Source organism: Streptomyces sp. NPDC107498, from assembly GCF_055582805.1.
On sequence record NZ_JBVJPE010000005.1, the window covers coordinates 380,398 to 400,146 of the forward strand.

The window sequence follows — 19,749 nt, forward strand, 5'->3', positions numbered from 1 at the left end:
AAAACATGACTCAGCGGGCGAAGATCGACGCGGACGGCGCCGGGACCGGCGCCGGCACCAGGCCGACGGAAGCGCCCGTCGTGCACCACGCCGCCGGACTCACCTCCGCCGAGGTCGCCGAACGCGTCGCGCGCGGGGAGGTCAACGACGTCCCCCTGCGCGGCTCCCGCTCGACCGCCGACATCGTCCGCGCGAACGTCCTCACCCGCTTCAACGCGATCATCGGCGTGCTGTGGGTGATCATGCTGATCGTCGCGCCGATCCAGGACAGCCTCTTCGGCTTCGTGATCGTCGCCAACACCGGCATCGGCATCGTCCAGGAGCTCCGCGCCAAGAAGACCCTCGACGGGCTCGCGGTCATCGGCGAGGCGAGGCCCACCGTCCGGCGCGACGGCGTCACCGCCGAGATCTCCACCTCCGAGATCGTCCTCGGCGACCTCATCGAACTGGGGCCGGGCGACAAGGTGGTCGTGGACGGCGAGCTGGCGGAGGCGGACAACCTCGAAATCGACGAGTCGCTGCTGACGGGCGAGGCCGACCCGGTGGTGAAGGGCCCCGGCGACCGGATGATGTCCGGCTCGTTCGTGGTCGCCGGTGGCGGCGCCTTCACCGCCACCAGGGTCGGCCGCGAGGCGTACGCCGCCCAGCTCGCCGAGGAGGCGTCCCGCTTCACCCTCGTCCACTCGGAGCTGCGCACGGGCATCTCCACGATCCTCAAGTACGTGACGTGGATGATGGTCCCGACCGCGATCGGGCTCGTCATCAGCCAGCTCGTCGTCAAGGACAACGCCTTCAAGCAGGCGGTCGCCCGCACGGTCGGCGGCATCGTCCCGATGATCCCGGAGGGCCTCGTCCTCCTCACCTCGGTCGCCTTCGCCGTCGGGGTGGTCCGCCTCGGCCGCAGACAGTGCCTCGTCCAGGAACTGCCCGCCATCGAGGGCCTCGCCCGGGTCGACGTCGTCTGCCTGGACAAGACGGGCACGCTCACCGAGGGCGGCATGGACGTGACGGAGCTGCGCCCCCTCAACGGCAGCGACGAGGGACACGTACGGAAGGTGCTGGGCGCCCTCGGCGCGTCCGACCCGCGCCCGAACGCCTCCCTCCGGGCCGTCATCGACGCCTACCCGGACGCCGTGGAGTGGCGCTGCACGGAGAGCCTGCCGTTCTCCTCGGCCCGCAAGTACAGCGGCGCGTCGTTCAGCGAGGGGGGCGGCCGGGACTCGACCTGGCTCCTGGGCGCCCCGGACGTCCTGCTGCCCCCGGACGACCCCGTCCTCCCCGAGGTCGACCACCTCGACGAACAGGGCCTGCGGGTCCTCCTCCTCGCCCGTACGCCCCACGGGCTCGACTCCCCCGAGCTCACCTCCGACGCCCGCCCCGCCGCCCTCGTCGTCCTGGAACAGCGGCTGCGGCCCGACGCCGCCGACACCCTCGCCTACTTCGCCGACCAGCGGGTCGCCACCAAGGTGATCTCCGGCGACAACGCGGTCTCCGTGGGCGCGGTGGCCGCGAAGCTCGACATGCCGGGCGCGGAGCACACGGTGGACGCCCGGCGGCTCCCCGCCGAGCGCGAGGACATGGCGAAGGCCCTGGACGAGAACGCGGTCTTCGGCCGGGTCACGCCGCGGCAGAAGCGGGACATGGTGGCGGCGCTCCAGTCCCGCGGGCACACCGTCGCCATGACGGGGGACGGCGTCAACGACGTCCTCGCGCTGAAGGACGCGGACATCGGCGTCTCGATGGGCTCGGGCTCGGAGGCGACGAGGGCGGTGGCCCAGATCGTCCTGCTGAACAACAGCTTCGCGACGCTCCCGTCGGTGGTGGCGGAGGGCCGCCGGGTCATCGGCAACATCACGCGCGTGGCGACCCTCTTCCTGACCAAGACGGTCTACTCGGTCCTCCTGGCGATCCTGGTGGTCTGCTCCCAGGTGGAGTACCCCTTCCTCCCCCGCCACCTGACCCTGCTCTCCACCCTCACGATCGGCGTGCCGGCCTTCTTCCTCGCGCTGGCCCCCAACAAGGAACGCGCGAAGCCGAACTTCGTACGCCGGGTCATGCGGTACGCGGTCCCCGGCGGCGTCATCGCGGCGGCGGCCACCTTCACCACGTACCTCCTGGCCCGCCACCACTACACGGGCACGGACGCCCTGGGCGCCGAGACCAGCGCGGCCACCCTCACGCTCTTCCTGGTCTCCCTGTGGGTCCTCGCGATCATCGCCCGCCCCTACACCTGGTGGCGCCTCGCCCTGGTCGCCGCCATGGGCGCGGCCTTCCTCCTGGTCCTCGCCGTCCCCTGGCTCCAGGACTTCTTCGCCCTGAAACTGGTGGGCGTGACGATGCCGTGGACGGCCGTGGCGATCGCGGCGACGGGCTGCGCCCTGCTGGAACTGGCGTGGCGGTGGGTGGACCGGAGGTTCCCGACGTAGGGCCGCGTCAGCGCACGTCGACGCAGTCCGCGGCCGAGACGGCCGGGGCCGTCGGCGCGGCGCGCCCCCACGGTCCGGGCCGTCGGCGCGGCGCGCCCCCACGGGCCTGGCCCCGCCCGGTCACGGTCCTAGTCGAACCACCTGTCCCGCGCCAGTTCCGTCGTCCTCGACGGGTCCTCCAGGAGGGCCGCCACCTCGAAGCGGCGGGGCCATTGGCCGGCGGCCCAGGCGAGGCCGGCGGCCACGCCTTCCAGGGTGGCGGCGTGGACGACGCCGTCGGGGGTGCGGCGCCAGTCGAGTTCGGTGCCGCCCGCGTGGAGTTCCTCGTGCTCGATGTACGAGGCGGGGGTGGCCGGGCCCAGGAGGGCGTGGACCGAGGGCGGGACCTCGTGCTCCTCGCCGACCGTCGTCACCTCGGCCTCGACGGCCTCGCTCAGACGCCGGACCTGGAAGAGGTCGGCCAGGTCCGCCGCGCGGGACGGGGAGACCGGCAGGAGGGGGAGGCCGCCGGTCAGCGGGAGGAGGTCGGGGGCGTCCGCCACCAGGGCCTCCGACGCGTCGACCACGACCAGGGTGCCGTCCACGACCGCCCGCAGGTCGTCGGGGAGCGTCACCTGCTCGGGGTCCAGGTCCGCCAGCGCCGTGTAGAGGGCGTGCAGCTGGACCGCCGTCACCTCCCGCGACGGGTCCGCCAGACGGGTCAGGAGTTCCGCCGCGCCGCCCGGTTCGTCGAGGAGGGCCGCGACCGAGGTGCGGACGCCCAGGGCGCGGAGGACCTGCTCGTCCTCGAAGCCGGTCGCGTCGGCGGAGTCGTACAGGCCTGCGAGGAGGGGGTCCGAGCCCGCCGCGCGGAGGCCCGCCGGGTGGCGGCCGTCCAGGACCGGGTGGTCGCGCAGCCACCAGGCGGTGTACGAGCGGACGGTCTCGGTCGTGCCGTCCGGGAGGAGGACCCGTACGGGCTGGGTGAGGGCGTCCCGCAGCGGGGGCCGCGCGAGGAGCGCGAGCGCCGCGGGCCAGCAGTCGTCGTCGACCAGGTCCAGGTCCCGCACGGCCACGATCTCCGTCGCCACGGGGGGCACGGGGGTCATCGGGAGGCGGTCCAGGACGTCCTCGCACCAGACGTCGACCGCGTCGAGGAGACCCGCGTCGTCCGGCTCCGGATAGTCGCCCTCGCGCGGCTCGACCTCGTCCGGGTCGAGGACCAGGTCGGTCGCGCGGATCAGGGCGAAGTTCGCGAGCACCCCGCACGCGGCGAGTGGCTGCTCGCCCCAGCGGGCGGCCAGGTCGCCGTCGACGAAGGCGAGTTCGTCCTCGCGCATCACGGCCGCGAAGGGCGAGCCCGGCAGGACGAGCTCGCCCGCCGGGGACAGCTCGCCGTCCTCGTCGGGGAGGGCGAGCGCGCCGAGCCAGGGTTCGTCGCCCGGGTCGAGTTCCGCGTCGCGGACCAGGGCGAGGACGGTGTCCGCCAGCTCCTCCGCGTCCAGGGCGTCCGCGTCCTCGTCCCAGATCTCCCCCGCGTCCAGGGAGGCCGCGACCGCCGCCCGCACCTGCGGGGTCGTCAGGACCGCGCGGGGCGTGGCGGGCAGGGCGCCCAGCTTCTCCAGGAGCGGGTGCGCCGCCTCCGGGTGCGCCACCTTCAGGCCGAGCCGGGTCAGCTCGGCGGGGGTGCGGTCCTGCGGGAGGAGGACCTGGCGGGGGCCGATCGTCGTACGGATCCTGGCCCCCTCGGCGGTCTCCGCCAGCGGCACCGGGAGACCCGTCAGACGGTCCGGGTCGACGCCGGCGAGCGAGTCGTACAGCCGCCACCACCACGTCGGCGCCCTGTCCACCCCCGCCAGGCGGTCGATCGCCTCCGTGAGCGGTACGCGGCCGATGCCGAGGGTGCGGAGCTCGGGGCGGCGCTCCAGGCCGGCCGGGAGGAGCGTCGGGAACACCTCGGCGAGGACCTCGACGGTCTCCGCGCCCGCGCCCTCCACGACCTCCGCCTCGATCGGGCGGAGCGCGGGCAGTTCCTCGGACGGCACGGCGGGCGCCAGGAACGCCACCCTCGGCAGCCGGTCCAGGATCGCCTCGCGCAGCGCCCCGTCGAGCGGTCCCTTGCCGAGCGGCCCGGGCACGAGGTCGAGGGCCGCGGTCGTCACCGGACTCCAGTCGGAGAGCAGTTCGGCGTACGCGTCGGCCGCGCGCTGCACCAGGAAGTCGGTGAGCGGCCCCGGCGCCGGGTGTCGCCGGGCGGTGTCCAGCGGGAGGGACGCGATGAGGAGGGCCGGGATGCCGAGCGGCTCGTCGGTGGGGGTGGGGGCGTGCACGACCGGGGTCGTACGGGGATAGCGGGGGGCTCCCTCGGCGTCCACCGGTACGGCCCAGGTGACGGACCAGTGCGGGCGCAGGCGCTCCTCGACCGGGCGGTCCTTGAGGAGCTCGGGCTCGATCGGGCCGCCGTGGGTGACGGTCCGCCAGCGGTGCCCGCCGGTCGCGGAGTCGTCGACGCGGACGTAGCCGTCGTCCTCGGAGCGGCGGAGGGTCCGTACCCCTTCGGACGTCTCCACGACGATCTCCGCGAGACCCGGAAGGGTGAGGAGCAGTGCGTCGTCGACGGAGGCGAGGAGGCGCTCGGCCAGGTCCTCGGCGGCGGTGTCGCGCATCGGGAGGACGACGACGGTGTCGTAGCCCTCGGGGGCGGAGCCCTCGGCGGGCAGCGGCAGTCGCAGCAGCGGTACGTGGCCGTCGCGACGGCGCAGTTCGTCGCCGAGGCCCGGGCTGTGGCGGGCGGCATCGGCGGCCAGTTCCCGCGCCTCGACGAGGGACCAGCGGACGCCGCCGTGCCGGCCGAGCACGGCGGGCTCGTCGGTGACGGCGAGGACGGCGGCGAAGCCGACGCCGAAGCGGCCGACGGCGCCGTGGCCCTGCTCGCGCTTCGCCGAGGCGCGGAGGGTGGACAGCGACTCGACGCCGGTGGCGTCCAGCGGGGCGCCGGTGTTCGCCGCGGCGAGGACGGCGGGGCCCTCGTGGTCCGCGGGGTGCAGGGTCAGCCGGAGGCGGCCGGTGACGCCGGCGCGGTGGGCGGCGTCGGCGGCGTTCTGGGCCAGCTCGACGACGAGGCGGTCGCGGTAGCCGCCGAGGGCGAGGTCCTCCTCGGCGTTGGCGTCCTCCCGGAACCGGGCGGGACTGGCGCCCCAGGCGTCGAGCACGCCCCGCCGCAGCCGTGCGGTGCCGAAGGGGTCGGTTCCGTCGGTCGTCGTCCGGACGCTGACGCTCACGTCTGACTCCACTCTGCGGTTCTGCGGGGCGGTCGGTCCCGGACCATTGTCCGGGGCCCGAAGGTACCGCGCGCCGCCCGCGCCGGGTTACGGGCCGCGCTCCCGGTGGCCGGTTCGCGGACCACGCGCCCGCGGGACGGCGCCCCTCGCCAGGGTGGCACCCCCGTCCACCCCGTCGCGGGCTGCGCCCGCCGGGCCCCCGTTGTGTGCCGCACTTCGTGGTGCGGGTCCAGGCGCGGAACGCGGAGGCGCCGCTGAGCGCCGTCCCGTGTGCCCGCCCTCCCCCAAGCTCTCGGCTCTGCTCGAGCAGGGGGGACCCCCTCGCCCCAGCGGGACGATTGCCCACACGGGCGGGGGGCGCGGGCCACACGGCGGGTGGGCGGAGGCGCCGCCCCGCCGGGTGCGGGTCCGTGCGGTGGGGGCCGGTCCAGCGGGCGCGGGCCCCGGGGCGGGAGCCTACGAGTGGCCGAGGTCTTCCGACGCCGCGTCCGGTTCCGTCGTGGAGCCGGAGTCCTTCGCCGGGCGGAGGGGGAACTCGTCCGCGGCCATGGAGTCCAGGACCGGCAGGGCCGGGCGCGGGGGCTTCGGCATGACGGCGGCCTCCGAGTGCCCCCCGCAGCCGTACGCGAGGGACACGACCCGGCCGTCCGCCGGGGAGAACTCGTTCGCGCAGACGCCGAAGGCCTGCTTCAGGGAGCCGGCCAGCGGCACCAGGAACGCGCAGGACTCGCACGAGGCGGGCGCCGCCTGGGCCATCGGCGTCTTCGCGCCGAACGCCTCGTCCCAGCGGTCCGCCGCCACGTGCAGGCCGTAGCGGGAGAGGACCCGCGCCCGCCGCATCCCGAGTTCCTCGGCGACCGCGGCGATCGCCCCGCGCGACGGGGTCCGCGACGTCAGCTCCGCGTCCTCCTCGTCGAGGTGCTCCTCCATCTCCTCCGAGACGGCGGAGTTCGGCGGCGGCGCGTCCTCGCCGGAGTAGCCGGGCTCCAGGCGCAGGTCGTCCTGCTCCGTGGGCAGGAGGTCGCCGGGGCCCATGTCGCCGGGCCGCAGCCGCTCGCTCCACGGCACCCACTCCGGGGCGAGGAGCGCGTCGGCGCCGGGCAGCAGGACGGTTTCGTCGAGCGTGACGTTCTTGGCGCGGGAGGCGCGGGTGACGGTCACCGCCCAGCGCCAGCCCCGGTAACCGGGCTCCTTGGACTCGAAGAAGTGCGTGACGACCCGGTCGCCCTCCGCGACGACCTCGACGTGCGCGCCCACGATCCCTGGCGCGGCCGCCTCCTCGGCGGCCTCCCGCGCGAGGTCTACGGCCTCCGCGCACAGGCGGTCGGGGGTACGCGTGGCTCGCGGGGTACGCGGGGTACCGCTTCGCGTCGTCGCAGCACTCACAGGTCTCGCTTCTCTCCTACGCCGTCACGGGTGCGCCGGCCGAGGGGCGGGAGCGAAGCCACGGGCGGCGGGCGGAGCGGACCAGAGGGCCGCATCGACGTCCGCACCCGACTTGTCTCGCGCGTCTCGGGCACACCTAACGTCATCCATTCTGCGGGATGCCGAAGAGGCGCGCGGCCGAGAGCTTCCGCCGGTGACGCGCTACGCACGCTACCCCGTTCGCGGGCCTCCGCCCACCTGCCCGCTCCAAGTGGCCCGCATCGCGGACGACCCGCCCGCTCCGAACCGCCCGCGGAAACCCGCGTACGGACCGGTTCGAGCCGTGCGCCCCACCGCCCCGTTCCCGATCGCTCGTGGGGGTCTCCGTCGTGCCACGGTTCGCCGGGCGCCCCCGTGGGGCAGTATGACGGGGTGGCAGCCGCACGGTCCCCCGTACGATCGCATGATCCCGCCGGGCCGCTCCGCCGAGCGGGCCGGAAGGTCGGTCGTGCCCTGCACCTGCCGTTCACCGGGACCGCGAAGGGCATCCGGAAGGCCACCCACGCGCACGGCGCGGGCGAGTCGGGGCTCGGAAAGCTGATCGAGCTGCACGCCGTGAACGGCGCCGGCGACGTCATGATCACCGTCGCCCTCGCCTCCACCGTCTTCTTCTCCGTGCCGACCGACGAGGCCCGCGGCCGCGTCGCGCTCTACCTCGCCATCACGATGGCCCCCTTCGCCCTCCTCGCCCCCGTGATCGGTCCCCTCCTGGACCGGATCCCGCACGGGCGGCGCGCGGCGATGGCGGGCGCGATGCTGACCCGCGCGGTCCTCGCGATCATGATGTCGGGGGCCGTGGCGACGGGCGGTCTGGAGCTGTATCCCGCGGCGCTCGGCGTCCTGGTGGCCTCCAAGGCGTACGGGGTGGTCCGCAGCGCCGTCGTGCCCCGGCTCCTGCCACCGGGCTTCTCGCTCGTGAAGGCGAACTCCCGGGTCACGCTCGCCGGGCTGCTCGCCACCGGCATCGCCGCGCCCGTCGGGGCGGGGCTGCAGATGATCGGGTCGGGCTGGCCGCTGTACGGGGCGTGCGCCCTGTTCCTGCTCGGGACGTTCTGGGCGCTGCGGATGCCGCACAAGGTGGACTCCGCGAAGGGCGAGCGGCGGGCGCACCTGCTGACCCACGGCGAGAAGAAGCCGAGCCTGCGGACGGTGGGCCCGTCGGTGCTGCACGGCCTGGCGGCGAACGCGTCGCAGCGCATGCTGTCCGGTTTCCTGATCTTCTTCCTGGCGTTCCTGCTGCGCGAGCACCCGCTGTCGGGGCAGAGCGCCGCCGTCTCCCTCGGGATCGTGGGCGTGGCGGCGGGCACGGGGAACGCCTGCGGCACGGCCGTCGGCTCGCTGCTGCGGGACCGGGGTCACGGGCCCGAGGTGATCATCGCCACGATGATCAGCGTGGTGTTCGGCACGGCGGTCTGCACGGCGGTCTTCTTCGGCGGCCTGATGGTCGCCGTCCTCGGCGCGGTCGCGGGGCTCACCCAGGCCCTGTCGAAGCTGTCGCTGGACGCGCTGATCCAGCGGGACGTGCCGGAGCTGGTGCGGACCTCGGCGTTCGCCCGCTCCGAGACGGCCCTGCAGATGGCGTGGGTGGTGGGCGGCGGGATCGGCATCGCCCTGCCCCTGAACGGCACCCTCGGCATGTCCGTCGCCGCCGGGATCCTGGGCCTGGGCGCGGTCCTCTCCGTCCGCGGCCTCCTCTCGGCCACCCGCCGCAGCCGCCCGGGCCCCAAGGGCGAGGGCCGCCCCCGGGCGAAAGTGTCCTAGGACACGCCGTACGATCCCCGTGACGCCCCGTACGAGACCCGCAGGACCACCCCGTACGAGACCCGCGGGAAGCCCCGGGGCGCCCCGTACGAGGCCCCGGGACACCCCGTACGAAGCGGTACGCCCGGGCGGCACGCCGTACCCCCGCGTGGCGCGGGCGCGGCGGCCCGATAGCCTTCGGCTCATGACCGTTGCGTTCTTCTCCGGCTCGCGCCGCCGGGCCGCCGTCGCCCTCGGGGCCGTCTCCGCCGGGCTCCTCGTACTCTCCGCCTGCGACAAGCCGACTCCGCTCGCGACCCTGACGGTCGGGACCGAATCGGTGAACACCGAGGCCGCCTGCTACAACGACGGCGACGCCATCAAGGAGTCGCAGATCCAGCAGTGCCTCAACAAGAAGGCCGAGAAGACCATCACGGTCTCCACGGACGACAAGATCCGCTTCGGCGTGGACCCGGAGATCGCGGAGAACGGCTGGACGATCTTCCTCGGCGGCCAGCAGGCCGAGCCCGAGCCGTACAAGAAGACGTACCGGACCATCCCGGCCAGCGCCTTCTTCTCCAGCCAGACCGGCGAGGCCACCGACAAGACCCAGGTGACCATCGTTGAGAACACCGGCAAGAAGCTGACCGGCGTCTGGCACTTCCAGCTGAAGAAGGACTCCTGATCCGCCGGTGGTCCACCGGATCCTGATCGTGACGGCCGTGGCGGCGGAGGCGGACTCCGTCACCGCCGGCCTCGCCCCCGGCGGCTCCGGGCCCGTCCCGCTGCCGGGGGGCTTCACCCTGCGCCGCCACGACCACATCGACGTCCTCGTCGGCGGGGTCGGCCCCGCGGCCGTCGCCGCCGCGACGGGGACGGCCCTCGCCCGCGAGGCCCTGGCCGGGGGCGGCTACGACCTCGTCGTCTCCGCCGGGATCGCCGGCGGGTTCCGGCCCGCGGCGCCGGTCGGTTCCGTCGTCGTGTCCTCGGCGATCGTCGCCGCCGACCTCGGGGCCGAGACCCCGGACGGGTACCTCGCCGTCGAGGAGCTCGGCTTCGGCCGCTCCGTCCACCCCGTGCCCGGGAAGCTGACCGGGCGGATCTCCGCCGCCCTGGACGCCGGGGGCCCGCCGCACGCCCTCGCGCCCGTCCTCACCGTCTCCACCGTCACCGGCACCGCCCGTCGCGCCGCCGAGCTCGCGGAGCGCCACCCGACGGCCGCCGCCGAGGCGATGGAGGGCTTCGGCGTCGCCGAGGCCGCCGCCGCGTACGGCGTGCCGGTCGTCGAGATCCGGGCCGTGTCGAACGCCGTCGGTCCGCGCGACCGCGCCGCCTGGCGCATCGGCGAGGCCCTGGCCGCCCTCGGGAACACCTTCGAGCTGCTCAGCAGAACCGTCTTCACGAAGTCGTGGGAGCCGTCGTGACCAAGCTGAAGATCGCCTATTCGCCCTGCCCGAACGACACCTTCGTCTTCGACGCCTGGGCGCACGGCCGGGTCCCGGGCGCGCCCCGGCTCGACGTGACGTTCGCGGACATCGACGTCACCAACGGCTGGGCGGAGGGCGGCACCGACACGCACGACGTCCTGAAGGTGTCGTACGCCGTGCTGCCGTGGATCCTCGACGAGTACGCCCTGCTGCCCTGCGGCGGCGCCCTGGGCCGCGGCTGCGGCCCGCTGGTGCTGACCCGGGACGCCGCGACGGGCGCCGACCTGGCCGGGAGGACCGTCGCGGTGCCGAGCGAGCGCTCCACCGCGTACCTGCTGTTCCGGCTGTGGGCGGCCGAGACCGTGCCCGGCGGCGTCGGCGAGGTCGTCGTGATGCCGTTCCACGAGATCATGCCCGCCGTACGGGACGGGAAGGTCGACGCGGGGCTCGTCATCCACGAGGCCCGCTTCACGTACCGGGACTACGGACTGCACTGCCTCGCCGACATGGGCGAGCACTGGGAGTCCACGACCGGCCTTCCGATCCCGCTGGGCGCCATCGTCGCCCGCCGTTCGCTGGGGGCCGAGACCCTCGAACTGCTCGCCGAGTCCGCCCGCGCTTCGGTGCGGATGGCCTGGGACGATCCCGCCGCCTCCCGGCCGTACGTCCTGGAGCACGCCCAGGAGATGGACCCGAAGGTGGCCGACCAGCACATCGGCCTCTACGTCAACGAGTTCACGGCCGACCTCGGCGAGCACGGCTACGCGGCGGTCCGCGGGCTGCTCACGCGCGCCGCGGCCGAGGGACTGGTACCGCCCCTCGGCCCGGACGCACTCGCGTTCCCCTGAGGGGCGGCTACACGTCCAGCTGGTCGGCGACCGCGCGCAGCAGGCCGGCGATCTTCTTGCCCGCCGCCTTCTCCGGGTAGCGGCCGCGCTCCAGCATCGGCGTGATGTTCTCCAGGAGCGTCGTCAGGTCCTGGACGATGGACGCCAGTTCGTCGGGCTTGCGGCGCTGTGCCGCGGCGACGGACGGGGTCGGGTCGAGGATCGTGACGGACAGCGCCTGGTCGCCGCGCTGACCGGCGACGACCCCGAACTCCACTCGCTGTCCCGGCTTCAGGGCGTCGACTCCGGACGGGAGCACCGACGAGTGCACGAAGACGTCGCCGCCGTCGTCGCGGGAGAGGAAGCCGAAGCCCTTCTCGCTGTTGAACCATTTGACCTTGCCGGTAGGCACGTCTGTCCTCGTCCTCGTCCTCGTCGATGGGGATGGCAAACGGCGGGTCGTCGGCCGACCCGCCGGCACCAGGCTAATGGTCAGGAGGCCGGTGACAAGACGTCGCCGACGTGTTCCTCCGGCCTGGGAACTACCCTGGCCGAATGCGTAGTGAAACCCCCGCCGTGCCGGTGGACGACAGTGCCCCGGGTGACGGACTGGTCAAGGCCGGCGTGATCCTGTTCGCGGTCGGCGCGGTCGCGACGCTGGTCACCGTGGCGCCGCTGTTCCTCGGGACGGACCCGTTCCCCACCGTCGCGTACCTCGTGTCGATGCTGATGGGAGTCGGATTCCTCGTCGCCGCCGCCGGGCTCCTGCGGTCGGTCGCGGCCCAGCGGCGGCAGGCCCGGCGGGTTTCGGCCGCCGCTGCCGCCCCCGCTCAGCCGCGGTAGCCCTCCCACCAGGGGCGGAAGTCCGTCAGGTCCGGCAGGACGACGTCCGCGCCGGCCGCGGCCAGCTCCTCGGCGGGGCAGGGACCGGTCGCGACGGCCACCGCGTACGCGCCCGCGGCGGCGGCGCCCCGGACGTCGCCCACGTGGTCGCCGACGTACACCCCGGCGCCGTGCGCGCGCAGGGCCTCCGCCTTGCCCTCGGCCCACAGGCCGCCGGCGACCGCGTCGGGCTCGATGCCGAGGTGGGCGAGGTGCAGCTCGGCGTGCGGGCCGTTCTTCGCGGTGACGACGATCGTGCGGCCGCCCGCCTCGCGCACGGCCTCGATCGCGTCCCGGGCGCCCGGCATCGGGACCGTGGGCCCGATCGCGTACGCGGGGTAGAGCGCCCGGTAGCGGGCGGTCATCTCCGTGACGTGCTCCGCCGGGAACCAGTGCGCCATCTCCTGCTCCAGCGGCGGCCCGAGGCGGCTCACGACGAGGTCGGCGTCGATCGGGACGCCCGTCTCGACGGAGAAGGCGACGAAGGCCGCCCTGATGCCCGGGCGGGTGTCGAGCAGGGTCAGGTCGAGGTCGAAGCCGACGGTGAGGGGGTTCACGGGCGGGAGCGGCGCGGGCGGCGTGGTCGTCATGGAGCCATTGTCAGGGGACCCGGGGCCCAGGTGTTCGAATGGGCGCCGCTTAAGCTGAGGCGAGCCTAACCAAACCTGCACTCCCCCGATGGGTCCCGATGCCAGCCGCTTTCCGTACCAGACGGGTCCTCGCGACCTCGGCGGCTCTCGTCGCCCTGCTCCTCGCCGTCCTCCTCAGCCTCGCCGTCGGCGCCCGCCCCGTGGCGCCCGCCACCGTCCTCGACGCCCTGCTGCACGGCGCCACGGGCGACGACGCCGAGGTCGTCCGGCAGCTCCGCGTCCCCCGCACCCTCATCGGGCTGATGGTCGGCGCCGCCCTCGCGCTCGCCGGCACCGCCCTCCAGGGCATCACCCGCAACCCGATCGCCGACCCCGGCATCCTCGGCATCAGCCAGGGCTCCTCGGTCGCGGTCGTCCTCGCCATCGCCTTCCTCGGCGTGCACGAGCTGGGCGGATACGTGTGGTTCGCCTTCGCCGGCGCCGCCCTCGCCTCGGTCGCCGTCCACGCGATCGCCTCCGGCGGGCGCGGCGGGGCCACGCCCGTGAAGCTGGCGCTCGGCGGGGCCGCGATCAACGCGCTGCTGCTCTCCGTCACCACCGGCGTCCTCACGACCAGGGCCTCCGCCCTCGACGAGTTCCGGTTCTGGCAGATCGGCTCCCTCGACGGGCGCGACGCCGAGATCGTCGGCCGGATCTGGCCCTTCCTGCTGCTCGGCGCGGTCCTCGTCGTCTCCGTGGCGCGCGGGCTCGACGCCCTCGCGCTCGGCGAGGACGTCGCCCAGGGGCTGGGGCAGCGCGTCGCGACCGTACGGATCGTGGCCGGGCTCGGCGCGACCGTCCTCACCGGCGCGGCCGTCGCCGCCGCCGGCCCCGTCGCCTTCGTCGGCCTCGCCGTCCCCCACATCGCCCGTGCGATCGTCGGCTCCGACCACCGCTGGGTGCTGCCGATGGCCGCGCTCGTCGGCCCGGTGATGCTGCTCTCCGCCGACGTCGCCGGACGGATCGTCTTCCCGCCCGGCGAGGTCCCCGCCGGCGTGATGACGGCCCTGATCGGCGTGCCGTTCCTGGTGACGCTCGTCCGACGGAAGGCGGTGGCGGCGTGAGCGCGACCCTCCAGGGCCCGCCCGCGAAGGGCGCGGCCCCCGCCGGAGTGCGGCCCGCCGGGTACGGGCTCGTCCGTGCCGGGCGGGCGTCCTTCCTCGTCCACCGTCGCTCCGCCCTCGTCGCCACGGGCCTCCTGGTCCTCCTGGCCGCCGCCTGCGTCGCGTACCTCTGCGTCGGCGAGCGGTCCGTCCCGCCCGGCGAGGTCGTACGGATCCTCCTGGGCCGGCCGTCGCCGTCGGCGTTCGTCGTCGAGGAGCTGCGCGCGCCCCGGCTCGTCGTCGCCCTCGCCGTCGGCGCCGCCTTCGGCATCGCGGGCGGCCTCATCCAGACCGTCGCCCGCAACCCGCTCGCCAGCCCCGACGTCATCGGCATCAGCCAGGGCGCCGGGGCCGTCACCGTCGCCGCGATGACCTTCGGCCTCACCTCGTACGCCGTCCTGCCGTACGTCTCCCTCGCGGGCGGCGTCCTCGCCGCCGCCCTCGTGTACGCCTTCGCCTGGCGCGGCGGACTGCACGCGACCCGCTTCGTGCTCATCGGCATCGGCATCGCGATCGCGCTGCGCTCCCTCATCACGCTCTTCATGACGAAGGGCGACTACCTCGTCGCCCAGCAGGCCCAGATCTGGATGACCGGCTCCCTCAACGGGCGCGGCTGGGACGAGTCCGCCCCGATCCGCTGGACGCTGCTCCTCCTGCTGCCCGCCGTGCTGTGGGCGGCCCGCGCCCAGCGGACCGTCTCCCTCGACGACGACACGGCGACCGCGCTCGGCGCACGGCTCGGCGGGGTCCGGCTCGGGCTCGTCGCCGTCGGCGTCGTGCTCGCGTCGGTCGCGACGGGCGTCGCCGGACCGGTCGACTTCGTGGCCCTGCTCGCCCCGCAGATCGCCCGCCGCACCACCCGGACGGCGCAGATCCCGCTGCTCTGCTCCGCGCTCACCGGCGCGGTGATCGTGGTCGTCGCCGACCTGCTCGGCCGACGGCTGTTCTCCCCCGTCGAGCTGCCGGTGGGTGTCCTCACGGCGGCGGTCGGCGCCCCGTATCTGATCTGGCTCGTCGTCCGGAGCCGAACTGCTGGAGGCAAGGCGTGAGCAGGCTGACCACGCGCGGGCTGACGCTCGCCTACGAGGACCGGACCGTCGTCGAGGAGCTCGACCTCGCGGTCCCCGACGGCAGGGTGACCGTGATCGTCGGCCCCAACGCCTGCGGCAAGTCCACCACCCTCCGGGCGCTCGGCCGGCTCCTCAAGCCGGCGGGCGGCGCCGTCCTGCTCGACGGGGAGTCCCTGGCGAAGCTGCCGACCAAGCGGATCGCCCGCTCGATCGGCCTGCTGCCGCAGACGCCGGTCGCGCCCGAGGCCATCACCGTCGCCGACCTGGTCTCCCGGGGCCGCCAGCCGCACCAGGCCTGGTGGAAGCAGTGGTCGGAGGAGGACGAGCGGGCCGTCGCCGACGCCATGTCCCGCACGGACGTGACCGCCCTCGCCGACCGGCCCGTCGACGCGCTGTCGGGCGGGCAGCGGCAGCGGGTGTGGATCGCGATGGCCCTCGCCCAGGAGACCGACCTGCTCCTCCTCGACGAGCCCACCACCTATCTGGACATCTCCCACCAGGTGGAGGTCCTCGACCTGGTCCGCCGGCTCAACCGGCTGCGCGGCCGGACCGTCGTCCTCGTCCTCCACGACCTGAACCAGGCCGCCCGGTACGCCGACCACCTCGTCGCCATGAAGGCGGGCCGGGTGGTCGCGGAGGGCCCGCCGTCGGAGATCGTCACGGCGGAGCTCGTACGGGACGTCTTCGGGCTCTCGTCGGTCGTGGTCCCGGACCCGGTGACGGGGTCGCCGCTGGTGGTGCCGGGGGCGCCGTGGCACGCGGAGACCCAGACCCCCACGTGACCGGCACCCCACCGGACCTCGGCCCCCGCGCCGGGCGGGGCGGTGCGCTCCCGCCACCTCCGTATGGGCCCGCGCCCGGCTGGACGGCGCCCCTCTCGCCGCCCGCCGTGTGGGCCCGCGCCCGGCTGGGCGGTGCCCCCGCCCCCTGCCCGTGTGGGCAATCGTCCCGCAGGGGCGAAGGGGGTCCCCCCTGCTCGAGCGAAGCCGAGAGCTTGGGGGAGGGTGGGCACACGGGACGGCGCCCCTAGCGGCGCCTCCGCGTTCCGCGCCCGGACCCGCACCACGTGTGCGCCGTACCTGCTGGTGCGGGTCAGGGCGCGGAAGCCTCGGGCGCCGGCAGGGGCGCCGTTCCGTTGTGCCCACCCGTTCCGCCCCAGCGGAACAACTGCCCACAACGGGTGGGCGCAGCCCCGGCGGAACGGCGGCCCCCGGCGCGGGGCTCAGTGCCTGCGGGATCGCCAGATGAGGAACAGGGACGAGGCGATCGCCGCGCCGCGGAGGATCCAGGGCCAGGTCTCCGAGACCGCCGTGCCCATCGCCTCCCCGCCCGGCGCCACCGCCTCTCCCCAGCGGCCCTCGACGCGGCCCCAGAGCCAGACGGCCCCGCTCGCGGCGGCGAGGCCGGGGATCACCAGGACGGCGCCCTTGACCTCGCCCGGGGTCAGCCGGCGGGAGGCGTACGCGAGGAGCCAGCCCGCCGCGAGGGCGATCAGCGAACCGAAGACCGCGCCGCCGAGCAGGAGCAGCGCGGCGAGCAGGACGAAGGGGCTCGCGAGACGGACGCGGGGCGCCGCCGGTTCCGGCCCCGGCACCTCGGGGGCCGGGGCCGGAACCGGGGCCTTGCGGAGCCGGAGGATCCGCGCCAGGCGGCGGGCCTTCCCCGGTGCGGGCTCCTCCGCCCCCTCGTCCTCGTCCTCCGCCGGAGCGGGCGGCGCGAAGAGGTCGGGGCGCTCGATGCCGCCGACGAAGCCGAGGAACCCGCTGTCGGAGGCGTCGGAGGCGTCGGAGGCGTCGGCGTCGCGCCACCAGTCCGCCGCCCCGTCGGGACCGCGGGTGTCCTGCGCGGGGATCGCGGGGCCCGCAGCACCGGGATCCGACGCGCCGGAAGCCCCGCGCGGGTTTTCGGAGGCGCCGGACGCGGCAGGGGCGCCGTCGGCCGTGTCCCCGGCCCCGGCCCCGTCTCCGTTCCCCTCCCCCTTCCCCGCCCGCGGCCCCGGCGCCGGCCGCCCGCGCGAGGACCCCGCCCGGTCCACGACCTCGTCCGGGGTGCCCAGGGCGCCGAGGATGCCCCGTACCGCCGCCGGGCTCTCCTCGCCGTGCGTGGCGCGCCGGCGGTCGATCTCGCCGCGCAGCCCGGACACGAGCTTCATCCGGTCGCTCGCCGGCAGCTGCCGTTGCTGTGCCAGGTCGCCGACCCGGCTCAGATAGTCGTAGACCAACCGGTCGCTCTCGATCCCCACGGCGCCCCTCCACGGCCGGTCCACCCGGTACGGCCCGACGTTAGCGCCTGAACAGCGGCTAACGTGGTCCGGATGGGGATCGGTGAGCTCGACCGGGAGGCGCACGTGCCCGAGGTAACCAGCGTCGGCGCGGCGCCGCGCACGCTCGCGGAGGCGCTCCGCGCGCGGGGCGACGAGGGGCTCGCCGCGCTGCTGCGCGCCCGGCCCGACCTGCTGAGCCCCGTACCGAACGACCTGACGCAGCTGGCGACCCGCGCGGGCACGCGGGGCTCGGTGGTACGGGCCCTGGAGCGGCTCGACCGGTTCGCCCTGCAGACGGCCGAGGCGCTGGCCGTCGCCCCGGACCCCGCCCCGTACCCCGTACTGCTCGCGCTGCTCACCGGCGACGAGGGCGATCCGGCGATCGAGGCGGCGTTGCCTGGCGCGGTGGCGCTGCTGCGCGAACAGGCCCTGGTGTGGGGCGAGGACGACCGGCTGCGGCTGGTGCGGACCGCGCGGGAACTGCTCGCGCCCTCGGCGCAGCATCCGTCGCCGACGGGGCTCGGGCCGACGGTCGCGGAGGCGACGGCGGGGATGTCGCCGGGCCGGGTGCAGGAGATCATCACGACGGCCGGGCTGGCCGCGACGCACGATCCGGTGTCGGCGGTGGCGGCGCTCACGGAGCTGTTCACCGACCGGGCGCGGATGGGCGCGCTGCTCGACGAGGCGTCCCCGGAGGCCCTCTCCGTCCTGGACCGGCTGGTGTGGGGTCCGCCGTACGGCGAGGTGACGGCGAACCCGGCGCCCCCGGTGCGCTGGCTGCGCGACCGGGGCCTGCTGCTGCCGGTGTCGGCGCGGACGATGGTGCTGCCGCGCGAGGTGGCGCTGCACCTGCGGGGCGGACGGGCGCACCGGGCGCCGGAGCCGGTGGCGCCGGTGGTGGGGACGGTGCGCGACTACCGTCCCCAGGTGGTGGACAGCGCCGCCGCCGGCCAGGCGTACGCGGCGCTCGCGACCGTCGAGGAGCTGCTGAAGTCCTGGGACCAGGGCGGCCCCCAGGTGCTGCGGGCGGGCGGGATGTCCGTACGGGACCTCAAGCGGACGGCGGCGGCCCTGGACGTGACGGAGCAGGTCGCCGCGTTCTGGCTGGAACTGTGCTTCGGGGCGGGGCTGCTCGCCTCGGACGGGGAGGCGGACGAGCGGTACGCGCCGACGCCCGCGTACGACGACTGGCTCGACCTGCCGCCCGCCGAGCGCTGGGCGCGGCTGGTCGCGCCCTGGCTCACGGCGACCCGCACCCCGGGCCTGGTGGGCGGCCAGGACGCGAAGGGCCGCACGCTCGCCGTCCTCGGCCCGGACCTGGACCGCGCGCCCGCGCCGGAGGTCCGCCACCGGGTCCTGGAGCTCCTCGCGACCCTGCCGCCGGGCGCCGCCGCGGACCCCGGGACGGTCTTCGCCCGGCTGCGCTGGGAGCGGCCGCCGCGGAGCGCCGCGCAGCCGGTCCCGCCGCGCGCGCCGCAGGCCGTGACCGCGGCCGGGGCGCACGAGACCACCGGCCCCGCCCCCGAGGTCCACGCCGATCTGCGGTCCCGGCTCGCCCGCTGGACGCTGGCCGAGGCCGAGCTGCTCGGGATCACGGGGCGGGGCGCGCTCGCCGGCCCCGCCCGGGCGCTGCTCAACCTTCCCCTCGCGGAGGCCGCGCCCCCTTCCGACCACGGGGGCCGGGTCGAGCTGTCGGTGGCCGCCGGGCGGGCGGCGACCCTGCTCGCGCCGCTGCTTCCGGAGGCCGTCGACCACGTGCTGCTCCAGGCCGACCTGACGGCCGTCGCGCCCGGGCCGCTGCGGCGGCCGCTGGCCGACGTGCTCGCGGTCCTGGCGGACGTGGAATCGAAGGGTGGCGCGACGGTGTACCGGTTCACGCCCGGTTCCGTGCGGCGCGCCCTCGACTCCGGGCGGTCGGCCTCCGACCTGCACGACTTCCTGGCCGCGCACTCCCGGACGCCGGTGCCGCAGCCGCTCGCGTACCTGATCGACGACGTGGCCAGGAGACACGGTCACCTGCGGATCGGGGCGGCCTCCGCGTACGTGCGCTGCGACGACGACACCGTCCTCGGCGAGATCCTGGCCGACCGGCGTTCCGCCGCCCTGGGTCTGCGGCGTCTCGCGCCGACGGTGCTGGCCGCGCAGGCGGACCCGGCGTCGCTGCTCGACGGGCTGCGGTCGATGGGGTACGCCCCGGCCGCCGAGTCCGCCGAGGGCGACGTCCTGGTCACCCGTGCCGACGCGTACCGCACGCCCGCCCGGACGGCCCCGGTGCCCGTCCCGGACGGCCCGCCGGTCCCCGACACGACCCTCCTCGGCGCGGCGGTGAAGGCGATCCGGGCGGGCGACCGGGCGGCGACGGCGGTGCGGAAGGAGCCCGCGGCACCCGTGGCGACGGCGGGCGGCCTCCCCCGCACCTCGGCGGCCGAGACCCTGGCGACGGTCCAGGCGGCGGTGATGACGGGGTCGGCGGTCTGGATCGGCTACGTGAACGCGGAGGGCACGGCGAGCCAGCGCGTCCTCGCCCCGGTCCGCGTCGAGGGCGGCTTCGTGACGGGCTACGACCACACGGCCGACGAGGTCCGCACGTACCCCCTGCACCGGATCACGGGCGTGGCGGAACTGGCGGACGACCAGGTGTGACGAGCCCTCCCGTACGGGAGCGGGGCGCGCGGCGCCCCCGTGGGCGGGGGCCGT

15 protein-coding genes are annotated in these 19,749 nt (G+C 75.5%); 10 read left to right on the forward strand and 5 right to left on the reverse strand.

Annotation, left to right across the window (positions count from 1 at the left end):
- Window positions 1-5 precede the first annotated feature (5 nt).
- The gene (locus ACZ66Z_RS12265; RefSeq protein WP_469933876.1) at window positions 6-2,426 is read left to right on the forward strand and encodes an HAD-IC family P-type ATPase; all 2,421 of its coding nucleotides are present in this window, start codon (window positions 6-8) and stop codon (window positions 2,424-2,426) included.
- 128 nt (window positions 2,427-2,554) lie between these two features.
- On the opposite strand, the gene ACZ66Z_RS12270 is transcribed toward ACZ66Z_RS12265, so the two are convergent.
- Both ACZ66Z_RS12270 and ACZ66Z_RS12275 read right to left on the reverse strand, forming a co-directional pair.
- A complete protein-coding gene (locus ACZ66Z_RS12270) occupies window positions 2,555-5,698 on the reverse strand; it encodes a sacsin N-terminal ATP-binding-like domain-containing protein (protein ID WP_469933877.1) in 3,144 nt (1,047 codons plus the stop codon).
- A 444-nt stretch (window positions 5,699-6,142) separates the two neighbouring features.
- A complete protein-coding gene (locus tag ACZ66Z_RS12275) occupies window positions 6,143-7,072 on the reverse strand; it encodes a DUF3027 domain-containing protein (RefSeq protein WP_469933878.1) in 930 nt (309 codons plus the stop codon).
- 411 nt (window positions 7,073-7,483) lie between these two features.
- On the opposite strand from ACZ66Z_RS12275, the gene ACZ66Z_RS12280 reads away from it, so the two are divergent.
- The 4 genes from ACZ66Z_RS12280 to ACZ66Z_RS12295 all read left to right on the forward strand — a co-directional run bounded on the left by ACZ66Z_RS12280 (window position 7,484) and on the right by ACZ66Z_RS12295 (window position 11,126).
- The gene (locus ACZ66Z_RS12280; protein WP_469933879.1) at window positions 7,484-8,872 is read left to right on the forward strand and encodes an MFS transporter; all 1,389 of its coding nucleotides are present in this window, start codon (window positions 7,484-7,486) and stop codon (window positions 8,870-8,872) included.
- Window positions 8,873-9,056: 184 nt separating this feature from the next.
- Window positions 9,057-9,536, forward strand: coding sequence for a DUF2771 domain-containing protein (locus ACZ66Z_RS12285; protein ID WP_469933880.1), 480 nt, complete (start codon window positions 9,057-9,059; stop codon window positions 9,534-9,536).
- A 7-nt stretch (window positions 9,537-9,543) separates the two neighbouring features.
- The gene (locus ACZ66Z_RS12290; protein ID WP_469933881.1) at window positions 9,544-10,275 is read left to right on the forward strand and encodes a futalosine hydrolase; all 732 of its coding nucleotides are present in this window, start codon (window positions 9,544-9,546) and stop codon (window positions 10,273-10,275) included.
- Window positions 10,272-11,126: a 1,4-dihydroxy-6-naphthoate synthase gene (locus ACZ66Z_RS12295; protein WP_469933882.1), complete on the forward strand. Its 855-nt coding sequence runs from the start codon at window positions 10,272-10,274 to the stop codon at window positions 11,124-11,126. The genes ACZ66Z_RS12290 and ACZ66Z_RS12295 overlap by 4 nt, the downstream gene beginning before the upstream one ends.
- A 7-nt stretch (window positions 11,127-11,133) precedes the next feature.
- On the opposite strand, the gene ACZ66Z_RS12300 is transcribed toward ACZ66Z_RS12295, so the two are convergent.
- Window positions 11,134-11,517, reverse strand: coding sequence for a cold-shock protein (locus tag ACZ66Z_RS12300; protein WP_469933883.1), 384 nt, complete (start codon window positions 11,515-11,517; stop codon window positions 11,134-11,136).
- Between the two features lie 143 nt (window positions 11,518-11,660).
- Here ACZ66Z_RS12300 and ACZ66Z_RS12305 point away from each other — a divergent pair, with 143 nt between their 5' ends.
- Entirely contained in the window at window positions 11,661-11,948 is a 288-nt protein-coding gene (locus ACZ66Z_RS12305) for a hypothetical protein (RefSeq protein ID WP_469933884.1), read from the forward strand.
- Here the strand turns inward: ACZ66Z_RS12305 and ACZ66Z_RS12310 are convergent.
- The gene (locus tag ACZ66Z_RS12310; protein ID WP_469933885.1) at window positions 11,936-12,577 is read right to left on the reverse strand and encodes an HAD family hydrolase; all 642 of its coding nucleotides are present in this window, start codon (window positions 12,575-12,577) and stop codon (window positions 11,936-11,938) included. The genes ACZ66Z_RS12305 and ACZ66Z_RS12310 overlap by 13 nt on opposite strands.
- Before the next feature lie 98 nt (window positions 12,578-12,675).
- On the opposite strand from ACZ66Z_RS12310, the gene ACZ66Z_RS12315 reads away from it, so the two are divergent.
- Genes ACZ66Z_RS12315 through ACZ66Z_RS12325 form a run of 3 tightly spaced genes read left to right on the forward strand, consistent with a single transcriptional unit; the run spans window position 12,676 to window position 15,571 of the window.
- Window positions 12,676-13,680, forward strand: a complete 1,005-nt coding sequence (locus ACZ66Z_RS12315) for a FecCD family ABC transporter permease (RefSeq protein ID WP_469933886.1) — start codon at window positions 12,676-12,678, stop codon at window positions 13,678-13,680.
- Complete coding sequence (locus ACZ66Z_RS12320; protein WP_469933887.1) at window positions 13,677-14,768, forward strand: FecCD family ABC transporter permease; 1,092 nt, start codon at window positions 13,677-13,679, stop codon at window positions 14,766-14,768. The genes ACZ66Z_RS12315 and ACZ66Z_RS12320 overlap by 4 nt, the downstream gene beginning before the upstream one ends.
- Window positions 14,765-15,571, forward strand: a complete 807-nt coding sequence (locus ACZ66Z_RS12325) for an ABC transporter ATP-binding protein (protein WP_469933888.1) — start codon at window positions 14,765-14,767, stop codon at window positions 15,569-15,571. Before ACZ66Z_RS12320 ends, ACZ66Z_RS12325 begins: the two co-directional genes overlap by 4 nt.
- A gap of 440 nt (window positions 15,572-16,011) precedes the next feature.
- On the opposite strand, the gene ACZ66Z_RS12330 is transcribed toward ACZ66Z_RS12325, so the two are convergent.
- Window positions 16,012-17,031, reverse strand: a complete 1,020-nt coding sequence (locus tag ACZ66Z_RS12330; protein ID WP_469933889.1) for a hypothetical protein — start codon at window positions 17,029-17,031, stop codon at window positions 16,012-16,014.
- 72 nt (window positions 17,032-17,103) lie between these two features.
- On the opposite strand from ACZ66Z_RS12330, the gene ACZ66Z_RS12335 reads away from it, so the two are divergent.
- Window positions 17,104-19,695, forward strand: a complete 2,592-nt coding sequence (locus tag ACZ66Z_RS12335) for a helicase-associated domain-containing protein (protein WP_469933890.1) — start codon at window positions 17,104-17,106, stop codon at window positions 19,693-19,695.
- The last annotated feature ends 54 nt before the right edge of the window (window positions 19,696-19,749 follow it).

Coding starts and splice junctions, on each gene's coding strand:
- ACZ66Z_RS12265 (WP_469933876.1), top strand. CDS start 6: ATGACTCAGCGGGCGAAGATCGACGCGGACGGCGCCGGGACCGGCGCC.
- ACZ66Z_RS12285 (WP_469933880.1), top strand. CDS start 9,057: ATGACCGTTGCGTTCTTCTCCGGCTCGCGCCGCCGGGCCGCCGTCGCC.
- ACZ66Z_RS12305 (WP_469933884.1), top strand. CDS start 11,661: ATGCGTAGTGAAACCCCCGCCGTGCCGGTGGACGACAGTGCCCCGGGT.
- ACZ66Z_RS12310 (WP_469933885.1), bottom strand. CDS start 12,577: ATGACGACCACGCCGCCCGCGCCGCTCCCGCCCGTGAACCCCCTCACC.
- ACZ66Z_RS12315 (WP_469933886.1), top strand. CDS start 12,676: ATGCCAGCCGCTTTCCGTACCAGACGGGTCCTCGCGACCTCGGCGGCT.
- ACZ66Z_RS12335 (WP_469933890.1), top strand. CDS start 17,104: ATGGGGATCGGTGAGCTCGACCGGGAGGCGCACGTGCCCGAGGTAACC.